Origin of the sequence: Rhodococcus sp. PD04 (genome assembly GCF_035918275.1) — a bacterium.
GTDB classification, from domain to species: Bacteria; Actinomycetota; Actinomycetes; order Mycobacteriales; family Mycobacteriaceae; genus Rhodococcus; species Rhodococcus rhodochrous.
The window spans coordinates 2,920,137-2,945,071 of record NZ_CP142143.1; the positions used below are offsets into that span (position 1 = coordinate 2,920,137).

22 protein-coding genes and 1 pseudogene are annotated in these 24,935 nt (G+C 69.6%); 4 read left to right on the forward strand and 19 right to left on the reverse strand.

The window, feature by feature from the left end:
- Position 1: 1 nt before the first annotated feature.
- The 11 genes from U9J23_RS13470 to U9J23_RS13520 are packed head-to-tail and all read right to left on the reverse strand — an operon-like array spanning position 2 to position 10,925.
- On the reverse strand, positions 2-1,201 hold the full coding sequence (locus U9J23_RS13470; protein ID WP_059381102.1) for an argininosuccinate synthase: 1,200 nt from the start codon (positions 1,199-1,201) through the stop codon (positions 2-4).
- A 47-nt stretch (positions 1,202-1,248) separates the two neighbouring features.
- Positions 1,249-1,758 carry an arginine repressor gene (locus tag U9J23_RS13475; protein WP_059381101.1) on the reverse strand — a complete coding sequence of 170 codons (510 nt, stop codon included), beginning with the start codon at positions 1,756-1,758 and terminating at the stop codon, positions 1,249-1,251.
- 2 nt (positions 1,759-1,760) lie between these two features.
- Positions 1,761-2,690, reverse strand: coding sequence for an ornithine carbamoyltransferase (gene argF / locus U9J23_RS13480; protein WP_059381100.1), 930 nt, complete (start codon positions 2,688-2,690; stop codon positions 1,761-1,763).
- A 6-nt stretch (positions 2,691-2,696) separates the two neighbouring features.
- Positions 2,697-3,884, reverse strand: coding sequence for an acetylornithine transaminase (locus U9J23_RS13485; protein ID WP_059381099.1), 1,188 nt, complete (start codon positions 3,882-3,884; stop codon positions 2,697-2,699).
- The gene (gene argB, locus U9J23_RS13490; protein WP_059381098.1) at positions 3,881-4,819 is read right to left on the reverse strand and encodes an acetylglutamate kinase; all 939 of its coding nucleotides are present in this window, start codon (positions 4,817-4,819) and stop codon (positions 3,881-3,883) included. Before argB ends, U9J23_RS13485 begins: the two co-directional genes overlap by 4 nt.
- Complete coding sequence (gene argJ / locus U9J23_RS13495; protein WP_059381097.1) at positions 4,816-6,066, reverse strand: bifunctional glutamate N-acetyltransferase/amino-acid acetyltransferase ArgJ; 1,251 nt, start codon at positions 6,064-6,066, stop codon at positions 4,816-4,818. Before argJ ends, argB begins: the two co-directional genes overlap by 4 nt.
- Entirely contained in the window at positions 6,063-7,136 is a 1,074-nt protein-coding gene (gene argC, locus U9J23_RS13500; RefSeq protein ID WP_059381096.1) for an N-acetyl-gamma-glutamyl-phosphate reductase, read from the reverse strand. Before argC ends, argJ begins: the two co-directional genes overlap by 4 nt.
- A 60-nt stretch (positions 7,137-7,196) precedes the next feature.
- Complete coding sequence (locus tag U9J23_RS13505) at positions 7,197-7,697, reverse strand: PspA/IM30 family protein (RefSeq protein ID WP_085468325.1); 501 nt, start codon at positions 7,695-7,697, stop codon at positions 7,197-7,199.
- Positions 7,694-8,689 carry an SDR family oxidoreductase gene (locus U9J23_RS13510; RefSeq protein WP_085468326.1) on the reverse strand — a complete coding sequence of 332 codons (996 nt, stop codon included), beginning with the start codon at positions 8,687-8,689 and terminating at the stop codon, positions 7,694-7,696. The genes U9J23_RS13505 and U9J23_RS13510 overlap by 4 nt, the downstream gene beginning before the upstream one ends.
- Positions 8,686-9,597 (reverse strand): bile acid:sodium symporter family protein, encoded by a 912-nt coding sequence (locus tag U9J23_RS13515; protein WP_059381093.1) that lies wholly within the window; start codon positions 9,595-9,597, stop codon positions 8,686-8,688. Before U9J23_RS13515 ends, U9J23_RS13510 begins: the two co-directional genes overlap by 4 nt.
- Positions 9,594-10,925, reverse strand: a complete 1,332-nt coding sequence (locus U9J23_RS13520; protein WP_326598341.1) for a flavin-containing monooxygenase — start codon at positions 10,923-10,925, stop codon at positions 9,594-9,596. The genes U9J23_RS13515 and U9J23_RS13520 overlap by 4 nt, the downstream gene beginning before the upstream one ends.
- A 58-nt stretch (positions 10,926-10,983) precedes the next feature.
- Between U9J23_RS13520 and U9J23_RS13525 the strand changes: the two genes are divergently transcribed.
- A complete protein-coding gene (locus tag U9J23_RS13525) occupies positions 10,984-12,048 on the forward strand; it encodes an Lrp/AsnC family transcriptional regulator (RefSeq protein WP_085468534.1) in 1,065 nt (354 codons plus the stop codon).
- Here U9J23_RS13525 and pheT read toward each other — a convergent pair.
- The 6 genes from pheT to infC form a co-directional block, all read right to left on the reverse strand.
- A complete protein-coding gene (pheT, locus tag U9J23_RS13530) occupies positions 12,037-14,523 on the reverse strand; it encodes a phenylalanine--tRNA ligase subunit beta (protein WP_085468327.1) in 2,487 nt (828 codons plus the stop codon). The genes U9J23_RS13525 and pheT overlap by 12 nt on opposite strands.
- 59 nt (positions 14,524-14,582) lie before the next feature.
- A complete protein-coding gene (pheS, locus tag U9J23_RS13535; RefSeq protein WP_059381089.1) occupies positions 14,583-15,653 on the reverse strand; it encodes a phenylalanine--tRNA ligase subunit alpha in 1,071 nt (356 codons plus the stop codon).
- A gap of 84 nt (positions 15,654-15,737) precedes the next feature.
- Positions 15,738-16,550, reverse strand: a complete 813-nt coding sequence (locus U9J23_RS13540; protein ID WP_085468328.1) for a TrmH family RNA methyltransferase — start codon at positions 16,548-16,550, stop codon at positions 15,738-15,740.
- A gap of 38 nt (positions 16,551-16,588) precedes the next feature.
- Entirely contained in the window at positions 16,589-16,969 is a 381-nt protein-coding gene (rplT, locus tag U9J23_RS13545; protein WP_006553977.1) for a 50S ribosomal protein L20, read from the reverse strand.
- Between the two features lie 67 nt (positions 16,970-17,036).
- Positions 17,037-17,231: a 50S ribosomal protein L35 gene (rpmI, locus tag U9J23_RS13550; protein ID WP_006553978.1), complete on the reverse strand. Its 195-nt coding sequence runs from the start codon at positions 17,229-17,231 to the stop codon at positions 17,037-17,039.
- Positions 17,232-17,302: 71 nt separating this feature from the next.
- On the reverse strand, positions 17,303-18,025 hold the full coding sequence (gene infC, locus U9J23_RS13555; RefSeq protein ID WP_033097706.1) for a translation initiation factor IF-3: 723 nt from the start codon (positions 18,023-18,025) through the stop codon (positions 17,303-17,305).
- A 317-nt stretch (positions 18,026-18,342) separates the two neighbouring features.
- Here infC and U9J23_RS13560 point away from each other — a divergent pair, with 317 nt between their 5' ends.
- The gene (locus U9J23_RS13560; protein WP_016692782.1) at positions 18,343-18,708 is read left to right on the forward strand and encodes a DUF1844 domain-containing protein; all 366 of its coding nucleotides are present in this window, start codon (positions 18,343-18,345) and stop codon (positions 18,706-18,708) included.
- 96 nt (positions 18,709-18,804) lie between these two features.
- Here U9J23_RS13560 and uvrA read toward each other — a convergent pair whose 3' ends face one another.
- Entirely contained in the window at positions 18,805-21,813 is a 3,009-nt protein-coding gene (gene uvrA / locus U9J23_RS13565; RefSeq protein ID WP_272268760.1) for an excinuclease ABC subunit UvrA, read from the reverse strand.
- A gap of 132 nt (positions 21,814-21,945) precedes the next feature.
- Between uvrA and U9J23_RS13570 the strand changes: the two genes are divergently transcribed.
- Positions 21,946-22,635, forward strand: coding sequence for an MBL fold metallo-hydrolase (locus tag U9J23_RS13570; protein WP_272268758.1), 690 nt, complete (start codon positions 21,946-21,948; stop codon positions 22,633-22,635).
- A gap of 119 nt (positions 22,636-22,754) precedes the next feature.
- Here U9J23_RS13570 and U9J23_RS27745 read toward each other — a convergent pair.
- Positions 22,755-22,970 (reverse strand): annotated as a pseudogene (locus U9J23_RS27745) (hypothetical protein); the annotation flags it as partial.
- 193 nt (positions 22,971-23,163) lie between these two features.
- On the opposite strand from U9J23_RS27745, the gene U9J23_RS13575 reads away from it, so the two are divergent.
- Positions 23,164-24,858 (forward strand): alkaline phosphatase D family protein, encoded by a 1,695-nt coding sequence (locus tag U9J23_RS13575; protein WP_283481288.1) that lies wholly within the window; start codon positions 23,164-23,166, stop codon positions 24,856-24,858.
- The last annotated feature ends 77 nt before the right edge of the window (positions 24,859-24,935 follow it).

The window sequence follows — 24,935 nt, forward strand, 5'->3', positions numbered from 1 at the left end:
ACTACAGGCCCAGATCGCGCTTCGCGGCGACCTTCGACGACAGGCCGTGGATCTGCACGAAGCCCTTGGCGTTGGACTGGTCGAAGCTGTCGCCCTCGTCGTAGGTGGCGAGGTTGAAGTCGTACAGCGACTCGGGGCTGCGGCGACCGTTGACGGTGATGTGTCCGCCGTGGAGCACCATGCGGATCTCGCCGGTGACGCGTTCCTGGGTGTGCTTGATGAAGGCGTCGAGGGCGGTCTTCAGCGGGGAGTACCACAGGCCGTCGTACACCAGCTCGCTCCAGCGCTCTTCGACGCGACGCTTGTAGCGGCCGAGTTCGCGCTCGAGGGTGACATGCTCGAGTTCCTGGTGTGCGGTGATGAGAGCGATGGCGCCGGGGGCCTCGTAGATCTCGCGGCTCTTGATGCCGACGAGGCGGTCCTCGACCATGTCGAGGCGGCCCACACCCTGAGCGCCGGCGCGGCGGTTGAGTTCCTGGATGGCCTCGAGGACGGTGACGTGCTTGCCGTCGATCGCGACGGGGCGACCTGCCTCGAAGGCGATGATCAGCTCGTCGGGTGCCTGCCAGTGGGCGGTGGGGTCCTCGGTGTAGTCGTAGACGTCCTTGGTGGGGGCGTTCCACAGGTCCTCGAGGAAGCCGGTCTCGACGGCGCGGCCCCAGACGTTCTGGTCGATGGAGAACGGCGAACGCTTGGTGACGTTGATGGGCAGGCCGTGCTCCTCGGCGAAGGCGATGGCCTTCTCGCGGGTCCAGGCGTAGTCGCGGACCGGGGCGATGACCTGGAGGTCGGGGGCGAGGGCACCGAAGCCGACCTCGAAGCGGACCTGGTCGTTGCCCTTGCCGGTGCAGCCGTGGGAGACGACGGTGCCGCCGTGCTCGCGGGCGGCCTGCACGATGTGCTTGACGATCAGCGGGCGGCTGATGGCCGAGACGAGCGGGTAGCGATCCATGTAGAGCGCGTTGGCCTGGACGGTGGGCAGGCAGTACTCGTTGGCGAACTCGTCCTTGGCATCGACGACGATCGATTCGACGGCACCGCAGTCGAGAGCGCGCTGACGCACGACCTCCATGTCCTCGCCACCCTGGCCGAGGTCGATGGCCACGGCGACGACCTCCTTGCCGGTCTCCTTGCCGATCCAGCTGATGGCGACGGAGGTGTCCAGCCCGCCCGAATAGGCGAGTACGACGCGTTCGGCCATTGTCTTTGTGCTCCTTCGTATTTCGACGTGCGTCTATGAGTGGTAGGTCAGGTGAGTGATTCGATTTTCGCGGCCAGTTCGGCTCCCGTCGTCGGTTCGCGGGCGATGACCGCGATGGTGTCGTCGCCGGCGATCGTTCCGACCACCTCGGGTAATGATGCCCGATCGAGTGCACTGGCCAGATAGTGCGCTGCCCCGGGCGGGGTACGCAGCACGGCGATGTTGCCGCTGGCGTCGGTGGACACCAGCAGTTCGCCGAGTAACCGGGACAGGCGGTCGGTGCCTCCGGTCACGCCGCGCACGGGGCTGCCGTCCTCCGGGACGACGTACACCCCGGCGCCCCCGTCGGCCGCGCGGAGCTTGACGGCACCGAGTTCTTCGAGGTCGCGGGACAGGGTGGCGGTGGACACCTCGATGCCGTCCTCGGCGAGCAGAGCGGCGAGTTCGGTGTGGCTGCGCACCGGGTGTGTGGCGAGCAGCGCGACGATACGGGCCTGCCGCGCCGCGCGCGTCGGCGCGGTCGCTGCACTGTCCGCATGGTTCGCCGCGGTGCTCACGGTCAGCTCCGGCCCTGCTCGAGCAGCCACACGAGCAGGGCCTTCTGTGCGTGGAGACGGTTCTCGGCCTCGTCCCACACCACCGACCGCGGTCCGTCGATGACCTCGGCGGTGATCTCCTTGCCGCGATAGGCGGGCAGGCAGTGCAGCACGATCGCGTCGGTGTCGGCGAGGGAGACGAGGTCGTCGTTCAGCTGGAAGGGCCGGAAGGGCGCTTCGCGGTCCTTGCCGTCGTCCTCCTGCCCCATCGACACCCAGGTGTCGGTGACGAGCACGTCGGCGCCGGTGGCTCCGGTGCGCGGGTCGTCGGTGACGGTGACGCTGCCGCCGGTCTCCTCTGCCCGTGCACGGCTCGCGGCGACCACCTGCGGGTCGGGGGTGAACCCGGTCGGGGACGCGATGGTCACATGCATTCCGGCGGTGACGCCACCGAGCATCAGCGAGTGCGCCATGTTGTTGGCGCCGTCGCCGAAGTAGGTCATCCGCAGGCCCGCGGTGGCGCCCTTGTTCTCGCGGATGGTCTGCAGGTCGGCGAGGATCTGGCAGGGGTGGAAGGTGTCGGTGAGTGCGTTGACGACGGGCACCGTCGAGTGCTCGGCGAGCGTCTCGATGCGGTCCTGGCCGTAGGTGCGCCACACGACCGCTTCGGTGAACCGGGAGAACATCCGGGCGGTGTCCTCGAGGGTCTCGCCCTTGCCGATCTGGGTGGAGCCGGTGTCGACGACGATGGCGTGTCCGCCGAGCTGGGCGATGCCGGCGTCGAAGGAGAAGCGGGTGCGGGTGGAGGTCTTGTCGAAGAGTACGGCGATGCTGAGGGGCCCTTCGAGGGGGCGGCGGGACAGCGGTGCCTTCTTCAGTTCGGCGGCGAGTTCGAGCACCTCGGTCTGTTCGGCCGGGGTGAGGTCGTCGTCGCGCAGGAAATGGCGGAGCACGGGTCGTCAGTTCCCTTCCCGGTCGGCGGTGTCGAGGACGGCGGGCAGCGCCGTCACGAAGCTCTCGGCCTGCTGTTCGGTGAGGATCAGCGGGGGCGCGAGTCGGATCACGTCCGGTGCGGCGGCGTTGACGAGGAAACCGGCCTCGCGGGCGGCGGTCTCGACGGCGGGTGCCTTCGCAGCGGTGAGGACGACACCGAGGAGCAGCCCGGAGCCGCGCACGTGCGAGACGAGCGGGTGCCCGAGTTCCTCGATGCCGGCGGCGAGGGTCTTGCCGACGGTGTTCACGTGGTCGAGCAGATTCTGCTCGTCGATCGTGCGCAGCACCGCGAGGGCGGCCGCGGCGCAGACCGGGTTGCCACCGAAGGTGGTGCCGTGCTTGCCGGGCCGGAACAGCTCGGCGGCCGGACCGGTGGCGAGGACGGCGCCGATGGGCAGTCCGCCGCCGAGGCCCTTGGCGAGGGTCATCACATCGGGGGTGATGCCCGCTGCCTGATGGGCGAAGAAGGTGCCGGTGCGGGCGATGCCGGTCTGGACCTCGTCGAGCACGAGCAGGGCACCGCGTTCGGTGGTGATGCGGCGTGCACCGGCGAGATAACCCTCGGGCGGAACGACGACGCCGGATTCGCCCATGATCGGTTCGAGGAAGACGGCGGCGGTGTTCTCGTCCACGGCGGCCTCGAGGGCGTCGAGGTCGCCGTAGGGCACGAACTCCACGCCGGCCGGCATCGGTTCGAAGGGGGCGCGCTTGTCGGGCTGGCCGGTCAGGGCGAGAGCGCCCATGGTGCGGCCGTGGAAGGCCTTCTCGCACGCGACGATCTTCGGCCGTCCGGTGAGCCGGGCGATCTTGAACGCCGCCTCGTTGGCCTCGGTGCCGGAGTTGCAGAAGAAGGCGCGGCCCTCGTGGCCGAAGCGATCGAGGAGCTTCTCGGCGAGTTCGAGCACCGGCGGCGAGGCGTACAGGTTCGACACGTGGCCGAGCTGGTTCAGCTGCGCGGTGACGGCCTCGATGATCGCCGGGTGGCGGTGGCCGAGGCTGTTGACGGCGATGCCGCCGAGCAGGTCGAGGTACTGCTTGCCGTCGGCGTCGGTGAGTACGGCACCGTCGCCCGCGACCAGCGCGACCTTGGGCACGCCGTAGTTGTTCATCAGCGAACCCGCCCAGCGCTGCTGGAGGTCGGACGTGCCGGTCATGCGGGGCCTTCCTTCCCGGAGGACGGCACCACCATGGTGCCGATGCCTTCTTCGGTGAACAGTTCGAGGAGCACGGAGTGCGGTTGGCGGCCGTCGATGACGTGTGCGGTGGGCACTCCGCCCTGCACGGCGCGCAGGCACGCCTCCATCTTCGGGACCATTCCGGAGTCGAGCGACGGCAGCAGCGCGGTGAGCGCGTCGGCGTCGATCCGCGAGGTGAGCGAGCTGCGGTCGGGCCAGTCGGTGTAGAGGCCTTCGACGTCGGTGAGCACGACCAGCTTCTCCGCGCCGAGCGCTTCGGCGAGGGCGGCCGCGGCGGTGTCGGCGTTGATGTTGTGCACCACACCGTCGGCGTCGGGCGCGATCGTCGAGACGACGGGGATGCGGCCGGCGGCGATGAGGTCGAGCACCGCGCCGGGGTCGACGCTGGTGACGTCGCCGACGAGGCCGATGTCGGTGGCCTCGCCGTCGACGACGACCGTGCGGCGGGTCGCGGTGAACAGTCCGGCGTCCTCACCGGAGGTGCCGACGGCGTAGGGGCCGTGGCTGTTGATCAGGCCGACGAGTTCGCGTCCGACCTGCCCGAAGAGCACCATCCGCACGACATCCATGACCTCGGGGGTGGTGACGCGGAAGCCGCCGCGGAACTCACCTTCGAGGCCGAGTCGCTTCAGCATGGCGTTGATCTGCGGGCCGCCGCCGTGCACGACGACGGGGTGGAGGCCGACGGTGCGCAGGAACGCCATGTCGGCGGCGAAGGCGGTCTTGAGAGTGTCGTCGACCATGGCGTTGCCGCCGTACTTGACGACGACGATCTTGTCGCGGAACTTCTGCAGCCACGGCAGGGCCTCGGCGAGGACGAACGCCTTCTGGTGCGAGGTGAGGTCGGCGATCAGTGCGTCGGTCACGTCGTCTCCTGTGTTCGTTCCGGTCACGACGAGTACGCCGAGTTCTCTTCGACGTAGGCGTGCGAGAGGTCGGTGGTGCGGATGGACACCTGCGCGTCGCCGAGACCGAGGTCGATGTCGAGGGCGATGTCGGCGGCGGACAGGTCGACCTCGCGGGCGCCGGGGGCGCCGACACCGTCGATGCACACCGGGTTCCCGTTGAACGACACGGAGATCTTGTCGGGGTCGAGTTCGATCGGGGCGATACCGATGGCGGCGAGCACGCGGCCCCAGTTGGGGTCGGAGCCGAACAGGGCGGTCTTGACGAGGCTGTCGCGGGCCACGGTGCGGGCACCGATCAGGGCGTCGGCTTCGCTGGCGGCGCCGCGGACGGTGACGGTGACCCGCTTGGTGACGCCCTCGGCGTCGGCCATCATCTGCTCGGCGAGGTCGTCGCACACGGCGAGGACGGCGGCGTTCAGCTCGTCCTGGCTCGGGGTGATGCCGCTCGCGCCGGAGGCCAGCAGCAGCACGGTGTCGTTGGTGGAGGTGGCGCCGTCGACGTCGAGGCGGTCGAAGGTGAGCCGGGACGCGTGGCGCAGCGCGGTGTCGAGTTGGTCGGCGGTCGCGACGGCGTCGGTGGTGACCACGCACAGCATCGTCGCCAGGGCGGGGGCGAGCATGCCGGCGCCCTTGGCCATGCCGCCGACGTTCCACTTGTCGGCGTGGTGCAGGGCGGCCTGCTTGGGGACGGTGTCGGTGGTCATGATCGCGTAGGCAGCGTCGGTGCCGCCGGAGATGCCACCGGCGAGTTCGTGGACGATCTCCTGCACGCCGGAGAGCACCTTGTCCATCGGCAGACGGTCGCCGATCAGACCGGTCGAGCACACGGCGACCTCACCGGCACCGGTCTCGGTGCCCCAGTTGCTCAGCGCGTCGGCGACGGCCTCGGCGGTGGCGTGGGTGTCCTGGAAACCCCCGGCGCCGGTGCACGCGTTGGCGCCGCCGGAGTTGAGGATCACCGCGCGCAGGCTGCCGGACTTGAGCACCTGCTGGGACCACAGGACGGGAGCGGCCTTGACCTTGTTGGTGGTGAACACGCCGGCGGCGGTGAGTTCGGGGCCCTCGTTGAGTACGAGCGCGAGGTCCTGCCTGCCGGAGACCTTGATACCGGCGGGGATGCCGGCGGCCCGGAAACCGGCGGGGCTGGTGACACCCTGGGTGCGGATCAGGCGTCCTCCGGCGATCTCGGTGGCGCCGGTGTAGACGTCGTCTGCGTACTTGTTCTCGGTCACGGAGCCACTCCCACGGTGGACAGGCCGGCGGTCTCGGGCAGGCCGAGTGCCAGGTTCATCGATTGCACGGCGGCACCGGCGGTGCCCTTGGTGAGGTTGTCGATCGCGGCGACGACGACGAGAAGGCCGGCGTCGGCATCGACGGTGACGGCGATCTGGACGGCGTTCGAGCCGACCACCGCGCCGGTCGCGGGCAGTGCGCCCTCCGGCAGCAGCTGCACGAACGGTTCGTCGGCGTAGGCCTTCTCGTAGACGGCACGAGCCTCGGCAACGGTCACCGTGGTCGGTGCGGTGCAGGTCGCGAGGATGCCGCGCGGCATGGGCGCGAGGACCGGGGTGAACGAGACCTTCACGTCGGTGCCGGCGAGGGCGGAGAGGTTCTGCTTGATCTCCGGGGTGTGCCGGTGGGCGCCGCCGACGCCGTAGGCGCGAACCGAGCCCATGACCTCGGAACCGAGCAGATCGACCTTCGGGGACTTCCCGGCGCCGGAGGTGCCGGAGACGGCCACGATGTTCACGACGGGTTCGACGATGCCGGCGGCGACGGCCGGGGCGAGGGCGAGCGAGGCGGAGGTCGGGTAGCAACCGGGGACCGCGATGCGGGTGGCGCCGACGAGGGCGTCGCGCTTGCCGGGCAGCTCGGGCATGCCGTAGGGCCAGGTGCCGGCGTGGTCGCTGCCGTACCAGCGCTGCCAGTCGGCGGCGTTCTCGAGGCGGAAGTCGGCGCCGCAGTCGATGACGACGGTCGTCTCGGGCAGTTGCTCGGCGATCACGGCAGAGTGGCCGTGCGGTAGGCCGAGGAAGACGACGTCGTGCCCGAGCAGGGTGTCGATGTCGGTGGCGCCGAGCACGCGGTCGGCGAGCGGCAGCAGATGGGGATGGAACTCACGCAGCGTGGCGCCGGCGTTGCCCCCGGCGGTGAGGGCGCCGATGACGAGCGAGCCCTCCTGGTAGGCGGGGTGGCCGAGGAGCAGGCGCAGGATCTCGCCGCCCGCGTAGCCGCTGGCGCCGGCCACGGCGACCCGTAGCGGCGACTCGGGGGTGGCGGTGAAGTCCGGTGAAGTACCCATACGAATGATTATGCACTCTCATGCAAATCGTTTCATAGGGGGTGTCCCTTTCGGGAGGATTCACTCCGACCGCAGCGACCGTCGGATCTGCTCGAGCCGGTCGGCGGCGGCCGCCTTGCGTTCCTCGTACTGCTCCTCGAGCGTGCGACCCGCACCCGTCGCGTGCGCGAGTTCCTCCGCGCCGAGCGCGGTCGCCGAACGCTGTTCGATCTTCTCACGCACCGATTCGAAGGTCGGCACCCCGTCCGCGGTGTATCCGGTGATCTCCTCGATCGTCGGTGCGCGGACCGGGCCGTCGGCGGATCCGGTGTCGACGACACCCGGTTCGACGATCTCGGCGTCGTGGACCTGAGCGTCGTGGACGTCTTCCTCGCGTGGGGTCACGTCGGGATCGGGGCTCGGCTCCGGGTCGATCGGCGGCACGTCCGGGATGTCCGGGCCCGGCGGAACATCCGGCACCGTCGGCGTCTCCGGCCCGGCCGGGGTCACGTCGGGGACGGGCTGCTCCGGCTTGTCGGGCTCCTCGGGAGACGGCACCCGGCCGCCTTCGTCCTTGCTCATGCCTCCAGGCTACGTCGCTCGGCTCCCGCTGAGTCCTGTTCGGCGCGAGCCCGCAGATACGCCTCGAAGGCCTCCCGGCTGGTGTACCGCAGGGGCACACCGAGTTCCTCACGCAACCGCCGGTTGTCGAGCACCGGACGGTACTGCAGGAAGCCGACCCGCTCCGGGCCGTGCTCGGTCAATCCCAACGCGCGCCCGATCCTCAGGGCGAACTTCAGGACCGCGGCGGGCACCGTGAGGGTCTTGCGGTTCGTCATCGCGGCGATCTCGGGCACGGTGACGACCCCGTCGCCCGCGACGTTGAAGATGCCCGTGACCGGACCGAGCACGGCCTCGGCGAAGGCCGCCGCGACGTCGGTGTGCCAGACGAACACGAACGGGCTGTCGCTGCCGGCGACGACGAGCAGCCGCTCGCGGTCGAGCAGCGCGGTGATCTGGTTGCGGACGGTCTCCCCCAGGATCGTGCCGATCCGCAGGATCACCTGTTCGAGCTGCGGGTGCTCGACCCGGGTGGCGGCGAGCATCTCCTCGACGAGGCGCTTGTGCCGGCTGTAGGTGAACTCGTCGTTGCCGCGGATCGGATCGTCCTCGGTGAGCGGGACCGGGTTGTCGGCGTGATAGCCGTAGGCGGCGCCCGAGGACGCCACGACCAGCCGCCGCACCCCGTAGGTCAGTGCGGCGTCGACGACGTTGCGTGCGCCCTCGACGTCGACGGCGTATTCCTGTTCCGCGGTGGTGTCGCGCCCGGGGTTGACGATGGACGCCAGGTGCACGATCACGTCCGGGCGATGGGTGCCGACGACCTCGGCCGTCCGGCGGCGGTCGCGGACGTCGGCGATCACGTGGGTGACGGCATCGGTGGGGTCGTGGAGGTCGGCCGGTTCGTGGAGGTCGGCGCTGATCACCCGGACGCCGCGCGAGCTCAGGGCCGCGACGACGGCGCTGCCGAGGAAACCGTTGCCACCGGTGACGAGGGCGGTGAGGGAGGTCATGCGGTCACCTTTCGGGTTGCGGTGCGACGGGACCAGACGGTGGCCAGGAGCAGTCCGGCGACGATGTCCCAGATCCCCCACCAGCCGGCGACGATCCCCATGCCGCCGAGGCCGTCGAAGAAGGTCATGACGAGGCCGAGTCCGAGCCCGGCGTTGCGGATGCCGACCTCGAACGAGACGGCGCGGCGGCTGTACTCGGGCAGTCCGCTGGCCCATCCGCACAGGTAGCCCAGACCGAGAGCGATCGCGTCGTGCAGGAACACCGCGAGCAGGACGAGCCCGATGTAGTCGAGGAAGTCGGCGAAGTTGCCGGCGAGCCCGGCGACGATGAAGGCGAGCAGTGCGAGCAGGGATCCGTTCTTCACCCACGGCTGGGCGCGGGACGCGAAGCCGGGGGCCTTCTGCGCGGCCCAGATCCCGAGGACGAACGGCAAACCGATGATCAGGGCGATCTGCACGACCATGCCGAGACCGTCGAGTTCGACCGAGCGCAGCAGCGCCCGGGTGTCGTCGCTGCGACTGCCCCAGAACGCGAAGTTGAGCGGCATGAGCACGATGGCGAACACGTTCGACACGGCCGTCATCGACACCGACAGGGCGACGTCGCCGCCGGCCCGGTGGGTGAGGACGTTGGAGATGTTCCCGGGTGGACAGCACGCGACGAGGATCATGCCGAGCGCGATCGACGGCGCGGGGTCGAGCAGCAGCGTCAGCAGCCAGGTCACGGCGGGCAGCGCGAGGAACTGCGCGGCGATGCCCACCGCCATGGCCTTCGGTGCGCGCAGTGCACGGCGGAAGTCGTCGACGGAGGTGTCGAGCGCGATGCCGAGCATGATCGCGGCGAGCACGACATTGAGGACGAGCAGCGAACCGGAGTCGAAGGAGAGCCTGACGTCGTCGACGTTCACCGCACGCCCGCCGCGGTGGACGAGCCGGCGGCCTCACGGACCGCGCGGGTCTGGTCGCGCAGCGCGGCCCGGTAGGCGTCCTTGTTGACGTAGTAGGCCATCCGGCCGAGCTTCAGATAGCGGTAACCGCCGGTGAGGTCCGGAGGCGAGGCCGCGAGGGCCGCGCGCCATCGCGCCGCGGCCGCCGGATCGGTGTCGGCGAGACCGATCGCGGCGGCGACGAGTTCCGCCTGTTCGTAGCGGCCCTGCCAGCCGAGCCCGGACGACTCGACCATGCCGAGCACGAACAGGTTCGCGAACCGCCGGCTGATCATGTTCAGCAGCAGGTCGGGTGCGTGACCGCGCCAGTCGAGCAGGTCCCGGTCCAGGAACGGATAGTCGAGGACGTAACCGGTGGCGTGCACGATCATGTCGTAGCCGGCGGCGGAGCCGTCCCGGAACCGGACCTCGGCGCCGTCGTACCGCTCGATGTCGGGCCGCACCTGCACGTCCCCGTGGCCGAGGTGATGCAGGATCAGGGAGTTGACGACCGGGTGCGCTTCGTAGAGACGGTGGTCGGGTGCGGGCAGCCCGAAGCGGGTGGGGTCGCCGGTGAACTGACGCAGCAGCAGTGCGTCGAGGCGCTGCTTGATCGGCGCCGGAAGGGGCCGGCCGCGGGTGAGGGTGTCGGCGGGACGCCCGAACAGGTACTTGGGCACGAAGTGGTAACCCCGGCGCACGCTCAGGTCCACCGATCGGGCGTGATGGACGGCGTCGACGGCGATGTCGCAGCCGCTGTTGCCGGCGCCGACGATCAGAACCCGCTTGCCGCGGAAGATCGTCGGATCCTTGTAGGCACTGGTGTGCAGGATCTCGCCGTCGAACCCGCCGGGGATCTGCGGGTGGTTCGGGGTCGCGAGGGTGCCGTTGGCGACCACGACACCGCGGTAGAGCTCGGTGGTCGCAGCGCCGTCCCGGTCCGTGGCGGTCACCCGCCACCGGTCACCGTCCGGTTCGACGCGGGTCACGGTCGTGTCGAAACGGTAGTGCTCGCACAGGCCGAAGACGTCGGCGTAGTCGCGGAAGTACCGGGCGAGTGCCGCATGCCCCGGATAGTCCGGCGTCTGCGGCGGCATGGGGAACTCGGCGAACTCGGTGGTCGTCTTCGAGGAGATCAGGTGCGCCGACTCGTAGACCGTGCTCACCGGGTTGGTGATGTCCCACAACCCCCCGACGGTGCTGTGGGACTCGAAGCCGACGAAGTCGATGCCGTGCCGGGAGAGCGCGCGGGCTCCGGCGAGCCCCGAGGGGCCCGCTCCGATCAGCGCATACTTCTGTTCCGTCTCCATGTTTCGTAGGCTCGCAGGCCACTCGAATTCGACCCGGATTTTGCAGGATAATGACGAAATGGACGATTCCGAGTACGGAACTGCGCGATCGATCGATGAAATCGACCTGAGAATAATCAATGCGCTCCAGTGGTCCCCGCGCTCCACATGGGATGCGCTGGCCGGTCCGCTCGGTCTCGATGCCGCCACGGTGGCCCGCCACTGGCGTCGCCTCGAACGCGAACGTCTCGCATGGACCACGATCACTCCGGGGCCGCGAATCCTCGCGCAGGTGTCGACCGCCCTGCTCGAGATCACCGTGGTGCCCGGCGCGAGGGGGTCGGTGACCGAGGTGATGACCGGGCGTCCGCACGCGGTGACCGTCGAGGTGCCGTCGGCGGGCGCCGACCTGCTCGTCACCGCCGCGACCGCGACCTACGAGCAGATGACCCGGTTGGTCGTCGACGACCTGGGGCGGCTGCCCGGCGTCGCGTCGATCCGCACCCACGTGGTCTCGGAGTGGTTCACCGAGGGCGGGGCGTGGCGGCTGAACGCGCTCGGTCCGGGAGAGCGAGGGGAACTGGCGTCGGGCTCCCGGCGGGTGGGTGAGCGGCGCGGACGCACGACGATCTCCGCCACCGATCGCGCGATCCTGTCGGCGCTCGCAGTCGACGGCCGCACCCCGATGCGCACCCTCGCGGAGATCGCCGGGGCCGGCGCGGCCACGGTCAAACGCCGGATCGAGGCGCTGCTGGCCGCCGAGGTGGTCGGATTACGGTGCGAATTCGCTCATCCCGCAGCGGGTTTCGCGGTACTCGTCACATTGTGGTGCACGGTGCCCGTCGAGCGGCTGACCACGACCGGGCGGGTGGTGAGCCGCGAACCGGAGGTGCGCAACTGCTTCGCCGTCGTCGGCGCCGCGAACCTCGTGGTGCAGGCGTGGTTGCACTCCCCCGCCGAGGTCCCGGACTTCGAGGCACGGTTGCTCGCGCGATGCCCCGACCTGGCCGTGCGGGATCGGGTGCTGGTGTTACGGATCCACAAGCTCGCCGGGCACATCCTCGACCGGGCGGGCCGCAAGGTCACCACGGTCCCGCCCGACGTGTGGCTGCCGGGCGGGGACGCGGGCGGCTCAGGCGCGTAGTTCGGCACCGACCGCGGTGGCCGCGGCGGCCACCGCTGCCTCGCGGGCGGCGCTGGCCTCGTCCTCGGTGAGGGTGCGATCGAGGGCGCGGAAGCGCAGCGCGAACGCGAGGGACTTGCGGTTCTCCCCCAGCTGGGCGCCCTGATAGACGTCGAACAGGCGGATGTCCTCGAGCAGCTCGCCGCCACCCGAGCGCAGGGCGCTCTCGACGTCGGCGGCCGGCACATTCGCGTCGACCACGACCGCGACGTCCTGCAGGACCGCCGGGAACGGCGAGACCACCGGCGCCGGAAGCGATTCCACGATCGGTAACGCGTCGAGGTCGAGTTCGAAGGCGCACGTGCGTGCGGGCAGACCGGCCCGTTCGATCACCGCGGGATGCAGTTCACCGGCATGACCGACGACGACCCCGTCGACGAGCAGTTCGGCGCAGCGGCCGGGATGCCAGGGCAGGTACTGCGCGGCGCGGCGCTCGAGGCGCACCCCGGCGGCACGTGCCACGGTCTCAGCGGCGGCGAAGGCGTCGAAGGCATCGGCGGCGCGACCCGTGCCCCACGGCCCGGCCGGCTCGCGCAGACCGGCGAGCACACCACCGACGTGGACGGGCTGCTTCGGCAGCGACCCTTCGAGCAGGGCGATCTCGTCGTCGGTGGGACGACGGTCGACCGGGAGCGCGTCGACCGGCTTGGTCTCGGAAGTGGGCTGCACGACCTGCGCGATCGCGTAGAGCGACAGGTCGCGCTGGCCGCGCGAGACGTTGCGGCCGAGGATCTCGAGCAGGCCCGGCAGCAGCGTGGTGGCCAGCTCCGGACGATCGGCTTCGAGGGGGTTGAGCACCTTGGTGGTCACCCGCCGCGGGTCGTCGGCGTCGAGCTTCCAGGTGTCGAACACGCCGGCCGGCAGGAACACCGGGGCCAGGACCTCGACATGGCCGTCGTGGGCGAGTGCGCGGGAGACGGCGCGGCGGCGCTTCTGCGTGGCCGTGAGGCCGCGGCCGGCGGGGGCGGTGGGCAGCACCGACGGGATCTGCTCGAGGCCTTCGAGGCGCAGCACCTCCTCGACCAGGTCGGCGGGCTGACGCAGGTCGGGGCGCCAGGTCGGCGGGGTGACGACGAGTTGGCCGTGGCCGTCCTCGCCGACACCGACCTCGACCGCACATCCTATCTGCGTGAGGCGGCGGGCAGCGGTGCCGTTCGGGTAGCTCACCCCGGCCATGCGGTCGGGCAGGTCGATGTCCATGCGGATCGTCGGGCTCTCGGTGGGCACGACGATGTCGGTGAGGGTCGACTCCACGCGTCCGCCGGCGATCTCGACGAGCAGGCTCGCGGCCCGGTCGAGCGCGGCGCGGGCCAGGGCCGGATCGACGGTGCGCTCGAAACGCTTGCCGGCCTCGCTGCTGAGCTTGTGCCGACGGTTGCCGCGGAAGACGGCGAGCGGATCCCAGGTGGCGGCCTCGAGCAGCACGTCGGTGGTGCTGTCGCCGACCTCGGTGGTCGCGCCGCCCATGATGCCGGCGAGGGAGATCACCCCGGAGTCGTCGGTGATGACGACGTCCTCGGGATCGAGATCGCGCTCGACACCGTCGAGGGTGGTGAGCTTCTCCCCTGCCCGGGCGCGTCGCACGACCAGCTCACCCTGGAGGGTGGCGGCGTCGAAGGCGTGCAGCGGCTGGCCGAGTTCGAGCATGACGTAGTTGGTCACGTCGACGGCCGGGGAGATCGGGCGGACACCGGCGGTGTGCAGGCGGCGCTGCATCCACCACGGGGTGACGGCCTTCGGGTCGATGCCGGTGACGCGGCGTGCGGCGAACCGGGTGGCCTTCGTCTCGGGCTCGAGCCGGATCGGGTAGGCCTCGCCGCCGTCGGACGGCAGTGCCGGCACGGCCGCGGGATCGGCGAATTCGAGGTCGAAGCCGCACGCGAGTTCGCGGGTGAGGCCGCGGACGGAGAAGCAGTATCCGCGGTCGGGGGTGATGTTCAGTTCGATGACGGTGTCGCCGAGACCGAGCAGATCGTTGGCGTCGGTGCCGGGTTCGGCCGTACCGGGCTCGAGCACGAGGATGCCGGAGTGGTCCTTGCCGATGCCCAGCTCGGACAGCGAGCAGATCATGCCGTCGGAGATGTGCCCGTAGGTCTTGCGCGATGCGATGGCGAAGTCGCCGGGAAGCACGGCGCCGGGCAGGGCGGCGATGATGAGGTCGCCCTCGGTGAAGTTGCGGGCACCGCACACGATGCCGCGCGGTTCGTCCTCACCGACGTCGACCTTGCAGAAACGGATGGGCTTCTTGAATTCGGTGAGCTCGGTGATCTCCACGACCCGTCCGACGACGAGGTTGTCGATGCGGCCGAGGGTCTCGATGTCCTCGACCTCGAGTCCGACCCGGACGAATCCCGCGTCGAGTTCCTCGGCGGTGACGTTCCACTCCGGGGTGGCGCGCTGCAGGATCTCGGTCAGCCAGGACTGCGCTACTCGCACTTGTGCTCAGCTCTTTCGTTCGGTCGTCGGTCGGTGGAGTCGGTGTCGGGAGCGGGCTCTCAGCCCTGCACGCCGAACGGCAGGGTGAAGCGCACGTCGCCCTCGACGATGTCGCGCATGTCGGGGATGCCGTTGCGGAACTGCAGGGTGCGTTCGAGGCCCATTCCGAACGCGAACCCGGTGTACACGTCGGGGTCGATGCCCGAGGCGCGGAGCACGTTGGGGTTGACCATGCCGCAGCCACCCCACTCGACCCAGCCGGCGCCGCCCTTCTTGTTCGGGAACCACACGTCCACCTCGGCGGACGGTTCGGTGAACGGGAAGTAGTTCGGGCGCATCCGGGTGCGGGTCTCCGGCCCGAACAGCGCCCGCGCGAACGCGTCGAGGGTGCCGCGCAGGTGCGCCATGGTCAGGCCCTTGTCGACGGCGAGACCCTCGACCTGCGAGAAGACCGGGGTGTGGGTGGCGTCGAGTTCGTCGGTGCGGAAGGTGCGACCGGGGCACACGACGTAGATCGGGATGTCGCGGTGCAGCATGGTGCGGACCTGCACGGGCGAGGTGTGGGTGCGCAGCACCTGCCGCGAACCCTCCGGGGCGATGTGGAAAGTGTCCTGCATCGTGCGCGCCGGATGGTCGGGCAGGAAGTTCAGGGCGTCGAAGTTGAAGTGCTCGGTCTCGACCTCGGGGCCTTCGGCGACCTCCCAGCCCATCGCGACGAAGACGTCGGCGATCTCGTCGGAGATGATCGAGATCGGGTGGCGGGCGCCGAGCGCGCGGCGGGTCGCGGGCAGGGTGACGTCGACGGCCTCGGCGACGAGGACCGCGGCGTCGCGTTCGGCCTGCAGCACCGCCTTGCGGTCGTCGAAGGCGGCCTGCACGGCCGTGCGGTGGGCGTTGACCCGCTTGCCGGCGTCGGCGCGCTCGTTGCCGGGCAGCGAGCCGAGGGCGCGCTTGGCGAGGGAGATGGGCGCCTTGTCCCCGAGGTGGTCGATCTTCGCCTGGGCGAGTTCGTCGAGGTCGGTCGCAGCGGCGAACGCGTCGATCGCGGATTTCTCGGCGGCGGTGAGCGCGTCCTCGGTCAGGGCGCTCGGATCGACTGCCGGCGGGGTGCCGCCCTCTTTCTTGGCCACGACCGGTGCATCTCCTTCTTCGGACGAACGGGTGATCTCGGTAGGTGCGGTCCGGGCCGGAGTCCGCGGCGCACCGGGGAAATCCTATGTGATGGGCCGAGCGGCCCGATGTTGCACCCGCGCGCTCGCATACAGGCAGATCGAGGCGGCGGTGGCGAGGTTGAGCGATTCGGCGCGTCCGCGGATAGGGATGCGGACGCGGTGGTCGGCGCGGGCGGCGACCTGCGGGTCGAGTCCGTGGGCCTCGTTGCCGAACAGCCAGGCGGTGGGCGCGGCGAGCAACTCGTCGGCGTCGTCGAGGTCGACCTCGCCGTCGGCGGCCGTCGCGAGGATCTGCACGCCGGCCTCGGCGAGCACGGCCAGCACCCGGTCGGTGTCGCGTTCGCGCGCGACCGGCAGATGGAAGATGCTGCCGGCCGAGGAGCGCACGCACTTGCCGTTGTGCGGGTCGACGCTGTCGCCGGCGAGGACCACGGCGTCGGCGCCCACGGCGTCGGAGACGCGGATGAGGGTGCCGGCGTTGCCGGGTTCGGCGACCGCGACGGGGACGGCGAGCAGCCGCGACCGCGGGGTCACCGCTTCGGCGAGCGGCACGTCGAGGGTGTCGCACACGGCGACGAGGCCGGGCGGGGTGACGGTGTCGGACAGCCGGGCGGCGGCCCGCTCGGTGACGATCCCCACGCGCACACCCTTGCGGCGTGCCTCGTCGATGACCGTCGCGTACCGGCCGGCGGCCGCCTCGGTGACGAACAGTTCGTGCACGCGGGCGGCGGCGAGTGCCTCGGTGACGGAGTTCTCACCCTCGGCGAGGAACCGCCCGGTCTTGCGACGCTCGGCGGTCCGGAGCAGTTTCACAGCAGAAACGACCCGTGGTGTGCGCTCGGTGAGCGTGTCCACGGGTCGTTCCTGGATGTTGTCGTAGCTCAGGGCAGCACTCAGGCAGCCGGAGCGTTGACGTCGGCCGGCAGGGCAGCCTTGGCGACAGCCACGAGGCCGGCGAAGGCCTCGGCGTCGGAGACGGCGAGCTCGGCGAGGATCTTGCGGTCCACCTCGACACCGGCGGCCTTCAGGCCCTGGATGAAGCGGTTGTAGGTGATGTCGTTGGCGCGGGCAGCAGCATTGATGCGGCTGATCCACAGCTTGCGGAAATCACCCTTGCGGGCGCGACGGTCGCGGTAGGCGTAGGTCAGCGAGTGAAGCTGCTGCTCCTTGGCCTTGCGGTACAGGCGCGAGCGCTGTCCGCGGTAGCCCTTCGAGGCCTCGAGAATCGAACGACGCTTCTTCTGGGCGTTGACGGCCCTCTTCACGCGTGCCACTGGTTATGTGTCCTGTCAGAGTTCGGGGGACGAACGAGGTGTCCCCGGGTGGATCGGTCGGAGAGGCTCAGAGCCCGAGCATGCGCTTGACGCGCGGAGCGTCGGCATCGGCGACGACGGCCTTGCCGTCGAGGCGACGCGTCACCCGCGAGGACTTGTGCTCGAGCAGGTGGCGGCGACCCGCCTTCTGGCGCAGGACCTTTCCGCTACCGGACACCTTGAATCGCTTCGCGGTGCCGCTGTGGGTCTTCGACTTGGGCATGGAGTCCTCAGTTCTTGTCGTGTGCGTACATCGGTGCTCACGGACAGCACCGGATGTGCTGCCTGAGCGGGCTAGTTGCTCGGGGCGTCGCCCGTCCCGGGAGCCGGCGCGGACGGCGCGGACTCCGTGGTCGGGGCGGCGGAGGCTGCCGGGCGCGGAGCGGCCTGCGCCGGTGCGGCCTGCGCGGCTTCCTGAGCCTTCGCGCGGGTCTTCGCACCCTTGTGCGGGGCCAGCACCATGGTCATGTTCCGGCCGTCCTGCTTCGGACTGGTCTCGATGAAGCCGAGGTCGGCGACATCGGCGCCGAGGCGCTGCAGCAACCGGTATCCGAGTTCGGGGCGCGACTGCTCGCGGCCGCGGAACATGATCGTGACCTTGACCTTCGAACCGGCTTCGAGGAAGCGCACGACGTTGCGCTTCTTGGTCTCGTAGTCGTGGTCGTCGATCTTCGGACGGAGCTTCTGCTCCTTGATCACGGTCTGCTGCTGGTTCTTGCGCGATTCGCGCGCCTTCTGCGCGGCTTCGTACTTGAACTTGCCGTAGTCCATGATCTTGCAGACCGGCGGCCGGGCGTCGGGCGCCACCTCGACGAGGTCGAGGTCGGCTTCGATTGCCAGGCGGAGGGCATCTTCAACACGCACGATTCCGACCTGTTCACCGCCGGGTCCGACGAGCCGGACTTCGGGAACTCGGATGCGTTCGTTGATGCGGGTCTCAGCGCTGATGGGGCCTCCTAGGTAGAGCGGTGTGGTCGGTTTGACCGCACCGCAGCACGTGGCCCTACTCCTCGACAAGAAGACCCCGCTGTGGCGCCGAGGCTCCACGCGGGGTCCGATACCGACCGGTCGACGGCACCCAGCTCACGCTGCGTGATCCGCACCGCCCGATGGAGGGCGGACATCCGGGCTTCTACACCCGGAGGACCGGACCCCTCAGCTGCATCGATGTGCCGCCAGAGGTGGGAGTCGGACTCCACTTTGCTGCCCACGGAGGATCACCGCGGGCGGTCGTGGGATCAAGTCTAACAAAAAGCCACGTCGACGACGAATCGGCGCGTCGGCACCGCACCCGCACCGCCGGCGCCGAGGGACGCGACCCTATGCTCGACGCTATGACGGATGCTCCCGAGACCCCCGATCAGGATGCTGCGGCGGAGGATGTGCGCGAACTCGCCGACATCCCGGCCGTCGAGGTGATCAGCCGCGCAGCCGTGATGCTCATGAGTTCGGCTGCCGAGAAGCTCGGTCTCGCCGACGAGGATCCCGACAGCAGCGCACGACGTGACCTCGACGAGGCCCGCCGCGTGATCACCGCACTCGCCGGCCTGATCACCTCGTCGGTGGAATATCTCGGTCCGCACGCCGGCCCGCTGCGCGAAGGACTGCAGGCACTGCAGCGCGCCTTCCGCGAGGCGTCGGCGGTGCCCGACGAGCCCGGCAAGGGCCCGGGCGAGAAGTACACCGGCCCGGTCTACTGAGCCGAACCGGAGTCCCGCCCACTTCACGCTCCCCGGCTGCTTCACGAGCCACGGGACCGAGCCGCCCGCCTCTTCCGAGGCGGGCGGCTCGATTCGTCAGCTCGCGGCCGCCACCTTCTTCTTGGCGGTCTTCGCCTTCGCGGCCGTCTTCGTCGCGGCCGACTTCGTAGCGGCAGTCTTGGTCGCGGTCGCCTTGGTCGTCTTCGTCGCGCGCTTGCGTACCGGCGCGGGAGCAGATGCAGTGGTCCGGCCGTCGAGGATCTCCGCAAGGAAGCGTCCGGTGTAGCTCTCCTCCACCGTGACCACCTCTTCCGGAGTGCCCTCCGCAACCACCGTGCCACCACCGGAACCGCCCTCGGGACCCATGTCGATGATCCAGTCGGCGGTCTTGATGACATCGAGGTTGTGCTCGATGACGATCACGGTGTTGCCCTTGTCGACCAGACCGTTGATGACCCCGAGCAGCTTGCGGATGTCCTCGAAGTGCAGGCCCGTGGTGGGCTCGTCGAGGATGTACGCGGTGCGCCCGTTGGAACGCTTCTGCAGTTCGGCGGCGAGCTTGACGCGCTGCGCCTCACCGCCGGACAGGGTCGTCGCCGGCTGGCCCAGGCGCACGTAACCGAGACCGACCTCCGTCAGCGTGTTGAGGTAGCGGTGGATGGAGGTGACCGGCCGGAAGAACTCCGCCGCCTCCTCGATCGACATGTCGAGCACCTCGGCGATGGTCTTGCCCTTGTAATGCACCTCGAGCGTTTCGCGGTTGTACCGGGCACCGTGGCACACCTCGCACGGCACGTACACGTCGGGCAGGAAGTTCATCTCGATCTTCAACGTGCCGTCGCCCGAGCACGCCTCGCACCGGCCGCCCTTGACGTTGAACGAGAACCGGCCCGGCTGGTAGCCGCGCACCTTCGCCTCGGTGGTGGACGCGAACAGGCTGCGGATCTTGTCGAACACCCCGGTGTAGGTCGCCGGGTTCGACCGCGGGGTGCGGCCGATCGGCGACTGGTCGACCTGCACGAGCTTGTCGAGCTGGTCGAGTCCGTTGATGCGGGTGTGCCGTCCGGGGACCTGCCGCGCGCCGTTGAGCTTGTTGGCCATCACCGTCGCGAGGATGTCGTTGACGAGTGTCGACTTCCCGGAGCCGGAGACACCGGTGACGCAGGTGAGGACGCCGAGCGGGAACGCCACGTCGATCTCGCGCAGGTTGTTCTCGCGGGCGCCGACGACGGTGACCTGCCGGCCCTTGTCGATCGGTCGTCGGAGCGCGGGGATCTCGATCTCCTCGCGCCCGGACAGGTAGGCACCGGTGAGCGATTCCGGGTTGTCGAGCAGCTCCTTGTAGGTGCCGCTGTGGACGACCTTGCCGCCGTGCTCGCCCGCGCGCGGACCGATGTCGACGACCCAGTCGGAGGCGCGGACGGTGTCCTCGTCGTGCTCGACGACGATGAGCGTGTTGCCGAGATCGCGCAGTCGCGTGAGGGTGTCGATGAGACGACGGTTGTCGCGCTGGTGCAGACCGATCGACGGCTCGTCGAGGACGTACAGAACGCCGACGAGACCGGATCCGATCTGCGTGGCGAGACGGATGCGCTGTGCCTCACCACCGGAGAGGGTGCCCGCGGCGCGCGAGAGGGTGAGGTAGTCGAGTCCGACGTCGAGCAGGAAGCCGAGCCGGGCCTGGATCTCCTTGAGGACCTGCCCGGCGATGGCGGCTTCGCGGGCGCCGAGGACGAGACCGTCGAGGAAGCGTGCGCACTCGGCGATCGACAGGTCGCTCACCTCGGCGATGGACATCGCGCCGAAGTCGCCCGCGCTGACCGTCACGGCCAGGATCTCGGGACGAAGGCGGGCACCGGCACAGGCCGGGCACGGGATCTCCCGCATGTAACCCTCGTAGCGTTCCTTGGCCTGCTCGGACTCGGACTGCTCGAGACGGCGGTGCAGGAACGGCATGACGCCCTCGAACTCGGCGTAGTACGAGCGGACGCGGCCGTAGCGGTTCTTGTAGCGCACGTGCACCTGCTCGGTGCTGCCCTCCAGCACTGCCTTGCGCACCTTGGCGGGCAGTTTCCGCCACGGGGTGTCGATGTCGAACTCGAGGGCGTCGGCCAGGCCGGACAGCAGTCGGCCGAAGTATTCCGCGCTCTGGCCCATCGACCAGGGCGCGATCGCGCCGTCGGCCAGGCTCAGATCCGGGTCGGGCACGACGAGATCGGGATCGACCTCCTTGCGCACACCGAGACCCGCGCACTCGGGGCACGCACCGTAGGGCGAGTTGAAGGAGAACGACCGCGGCTCGAGTTCGTCGATCGACAGGGGGTGCGCGTTCGGGCACGCCAGGTTCTCCGAGAACCGACGCTCGCGATCGGGGGCGTCCTCCTCGCGATCGACGAAGTCGAGCACGACGACACCCTCGGCGAGCCGCAGCGCGGTCTCGATGGAGTCGGTGAGTCGCTGTTGCGCGCTGGGCTTGACGGCGAGGCGGTCGACGACGACCTCGATGTCGTGCTTCTCCTGCTTCTTCAGCTTCGGCGGATCGGAGAGCGGGTGGACGACCCCGTCGACGCGCACGCGGGAGTAGCCCTGGACGGTCAGCTGCTCGAAGAGGTCGACGAACTCGCCCTTGCGGGTGCGCACGACGGGCGCGAGGACCTGGAAACGGGCCCCGGCCTCCATCTCCAGCACCTGGTCGACGATCTGCTGCGGCGTCTGCCGGGAGATCTGCTCACCACAGACCGGGCAGTGCGGAGTGCCGGCCCGGGCGTACAGCAGACGCAGGTAGTCGTAGACCTCGGTGATGGTGCCCACGGTGGACCGCGGGTTGCGGTTGGTGGACTTCTGGTCGATCGACACCGCAGGCGACAGGCCCTCGATGAAGTCGACGTCCGGCTTGTCCATCTGCCCGAGGAACTGGCGGGCGTAGGCCGACAACGACTCGACGTAGCGCCGCTGCCCCTCGGCGAAGATGGTGTCGAACGCGAGGCTCGACTTGCCCGAACCCGACAGCCCGGTGAAAACGATCAGACTGTCGCGCGGCAGGTCCAGGTCGACACCACGCAGGTTGTGTTCCCGGGCTCCACGCACGATCAGGCGGTCTGCCACGCCACATCCTTCCTGTAGACAAGGCCGGAATTCGGCCCTCAGCCATGGTAGGCGCGGGTACCGACACGTTTCCGTGACGAACAACCGCGCGCCTGAGGCTCACGCGCGTGCACCCGAAGGTAGGTTGGCTGCATGACGCAGCAGCCCGTGATCATCGAGGACACCTACACCGGCGACGTCACTCCCGGCGGACCCGCGCAACGCCGAAGGATTCCCGGAGCGAGCATCGTCAAACTTGCCGTCGGCGAGATGAACAACAACACCTATCTCGTCACCGACGACGCCACCGGCAAGTCCGTCTTCATCGACGCCGCAAACGAACCCGACCGTCTCGTGCAGTTCCTCCGCGACAACGCGCCGGAGCTCGAGCTGATCGTCACCACCCATCAGCACTGGGATCACTGGCAGGGCCTCGAGCGGGTCGCCGCGGAGACCGGTGTGCCGACCGCCGCGCACGAGCTCGACGCCGATCCCCTGCCGGTGAAGCCCGACCGGATCCTGGCCGAGGACGACACCGTGCAGATCGGTGAGCTGAATCTCGAGGTGATCCACCTCTCAGGACACACTCCGGGGTCGGTTGCGCTGGTCCTCACGGAACAGGGCACGGGTCGCACGCACATCTTCACCGGCGATTCATTGTTCCCCGGCGGCGTCGGCAAGACCCCGAACGACGACGCCTTCCGATCGCTCCTCGGCGACGTCGAGTCGAAGATCTTCGATCGCTTCGACGACGAGACGATCTTCTACCCCGGACACGGCAAGGACTCGACCCTCGGAGCCGAACGTCCGCATCTCGGCGAGTGGCGCGAGCGGGGCTGGTGACGGTCCGCCTCGGGCCGGACGGCACTCGGTACGAGGCCTAGCCTGCGACGGGTCTGCGACACCCGAGCGTGCTCGCACGACGTCTGGTCGGGGGCACCGTCCCTGTCGGCCGGCCCTTCGCCCTTGCCCGCTCCGGCGGGCTCGTCCCTCGAGCGCTCGCCCGCCATATCCGCGAAGGCCGTTCCCGAGACCATCCCGTTCGTGCCCGGCACGACCGTGGTCGGCCGCGCTCCCGGTTCGTACATGCGGTCGAACTCCTCGGCCTTCTCCCTCGCCTGCCGTTTCTCCTCGTCGTCGGGCCGATCCCAACGGGTCGGATCCTCCGCGTCGGTCATGTCCGGGCCCCCTTCCAGCACGCGGCAACGACCCGAGCGGGCCGATTGGGCTGCGTCCGTTCCAGCGTGCGCCCCGTCGCAGAGGTGCGGAGGCCGAACGAGGATCGGAGTTCGCCGGAATCCTCCTGTGCACCACTGCCGCGAGTACGCTCGAAAACCGGACGAGCTCGCACGAGCACGGAGGCCTGACACTGTGGCGGATCTCGTACTGGGGCCGGTGCTTCGGCACATCGGCGATACGGACGCCACGATCTGGGTGGAGACGTCCGAGCCGTGCACGGTGCATGTGCTCGGCAGTTCCGAACACACGTGGACCGTCGCGGGGCACCATTACGCGCTCGTCACCGTCCGAGATCTCGAATCCGGATCGGTGACGCCCTACGAGGTGGATCTCGACGGCCGGGTCGTGTGGCCGCCCGTCGGTGTTGCATCGCCGCTGATCAGGACCGCGGGAGACGACCCCGAGGCTTTCGTGCTCGCCTTCGGGTCGTGCCGGGTGGCCTCGGAGAGCGCGGAACCGACAGCTGTCCTCGGAAAGGACGCCCTCGTCGCCTACGCGCAGCGCATGCGTTCCCTACCGGTCGACGAATGGCCCGACGCGCTGCTGCTGCTGGGAGACCAGGTCTACGCCGACGAGCTGTCGGAGGAGATGAAGCGACGGGTCGGTGAGCGTCACGATCTGTCGGAACCGCCCGGAGCCCAGGTACGCGACTTCGAGGAGTACACCTGGCTGTACAGCCGGTCGTGGTCCGAGGACAACGTCCGATGGCTGTTGTCGAACGTGCCGACCTCGATGATCTTCGACGATCACGATGTGCACGACGACTGGAACACCTCCTATTCGTGGCGCAGGGAGATGGAGGCCTCCGCGTGGTGGGAGGAACGCATCGTCGGGGCGTTGGCGTCGTACTGGATCTATCAGCATCTCGGTAACCTCTCTCCCGCGGAGCTGGACGAGGACCCGCTCTACGACCGGGTGCGGAACTGTGCCGGGGACGCCGAACCGATCCTGCGTGCGTTCGCGTCCGGCGCCGACGAGGAAGCCGACGGCAGCCCGGGGGTGCGGTGGTCGTATCGCCGCGATTTCGGACCGGTGCGTCTGCTGGTGATCGATTCGCGGTGCGGGCGGGTGCTCGCGCCCGACCGGCGCGACATGGTGTCCGATCCGGAATTCGACTGGATCGAGGAGCAGGCCGACGGCGACTACGACCACCTCCTGATCGGTACGTCGCTGCCGTGGCTCCTCCCCCGCACGATGCACGACCTCGAGGCGTGGGACGAGAAGCTCGCGTCCGGTGCGCGCGGTGACCGATGGGCGCGGTGGGCCGAGAAACTCCGCCGCGCCGCGGATCTCGAACACTGGGCGGCCTTCCGCGATTCGTTCGAGCGACTCGCCCGTCTGTTCCTGGATGTCGCTGCCGGGCGTCGCGCCGGAACGTCCGGCCGCGCGCCCGCGACGATCTGTGTCCTTTCGGGCGACGTGCACCATGCCTACGCCGCCCGCGTCCGATTCGCGACGCCGACCGCCGGCACGGTGTACCAACTGACTTGTTCGCCCCTGCACAACCATGTCCCCGCAGCTGTCCGGGTCGCCTTCCGCGCCGCATGGGGACGCAAGGCGGAGCGCGTCGTGCGGTTGCTGCTCGGTCCGGTGACGGCCGTTCCCGAGGCGTCGTTCTCGTGGTCGAAGATGGCAGGTCCGAGCTTCGGGAACCAGATCGCCACCCTGCGGACGCGTGGACGCGTCGCGCACCTGACCATCGAGCGCAGCGTCGACACCGCCTCGGGTCCGCACCTGTTCGAGACCGTCACGGATCTGCCGCTCACTACGGAGGAGCGGCCGCCCGAGATTCCGACGTCCCGCGCGGCGAGTCGGCCGTCGAGGTGATGTTCGGGGGCGTTCGTCGATGACGAGATTCGGGTTTTCTTGCATTTCCGTACGAGCCGAAATACCGCTTTGTGCCC

What these genes read in the sequence shown, in the direction of transcription:
- U9J23_RS13470 (WP_059381102.1), bottom strand. Translation starts at nt 1,201, where the DNA reads ATGGCCGAACGCGTCGTACTCGCCTATTCGGGCGGGCTGGACACCTCC.
- U9J23_RS13485 (WP_059381099.1), bottom strand. Translation starts at nt 3,884, where the DNA reads ATGACCGGCACGTCCGACCTCCAGCAGCGCTGGGCGGGTTCGCTGATG.
- argC (WP_059381096.1), bottom strand. Translation starts at nt 7,136, where the DNA reads ATGGGTACTTCACCGGACTTCACCGCCACCCCCGAGTCGCCGCTACGG.
- U9J23_RS13505 (WP_085468325.1), bottom strand. Translation starts at nt 7,697, where the DNA reads ATGAGCAAGGACGAAGGCGGCCGGGTGCCGTCTCCCGAGGAGCCCGAC.
- U9J23_RS13510 (WP_085468326.1), bottom strand. Translation starts at nt 8,689, where the DNA reads ATGACCTCCCTCACCGCCCTCGTCACCGGTGGCAACGGTTTCCTCGGC.
- U9J23_RS13520 (WP_326598341.1), bottom strand. Translation starts at nt 10,925, where the DNA reads ATGGAGACGGAACAGAAGTATGCGCTGATCGGAGCGGGCCCCTCGGGG.
- U9J23_RS13525 (WP_085468534.1), top strand. Translation starts at nt 10,984, where the DNA reads ATGGACGATTCCGAGTACGGAACTGCGCGATCGATCGATGAAATCGAC.
- rpmI (WP_006553978.1), bottom strand. Translation starts at nt 17,231, where the DNA reads ATGCCCAAGTCGAAGACCCACAGCGGCACCGCGAAGCGATTCAAGGTG.
- U9J23_RS13560 (WP_016692782.1), top strand. Translation starts at nt 18,343, where the DNA reads ATGACGGATGCTCCCGAGACCCCCGATCAGGATGCTGCGGCGGAGGAT.
- U9J23_RS13570 (WP_272268758.1), top strand. Translation starts at nt 21,946, where the DNA reads ATGACGCAGCAGCCCGTGATCATCGAGGACACCTACACCGGCGACGTC.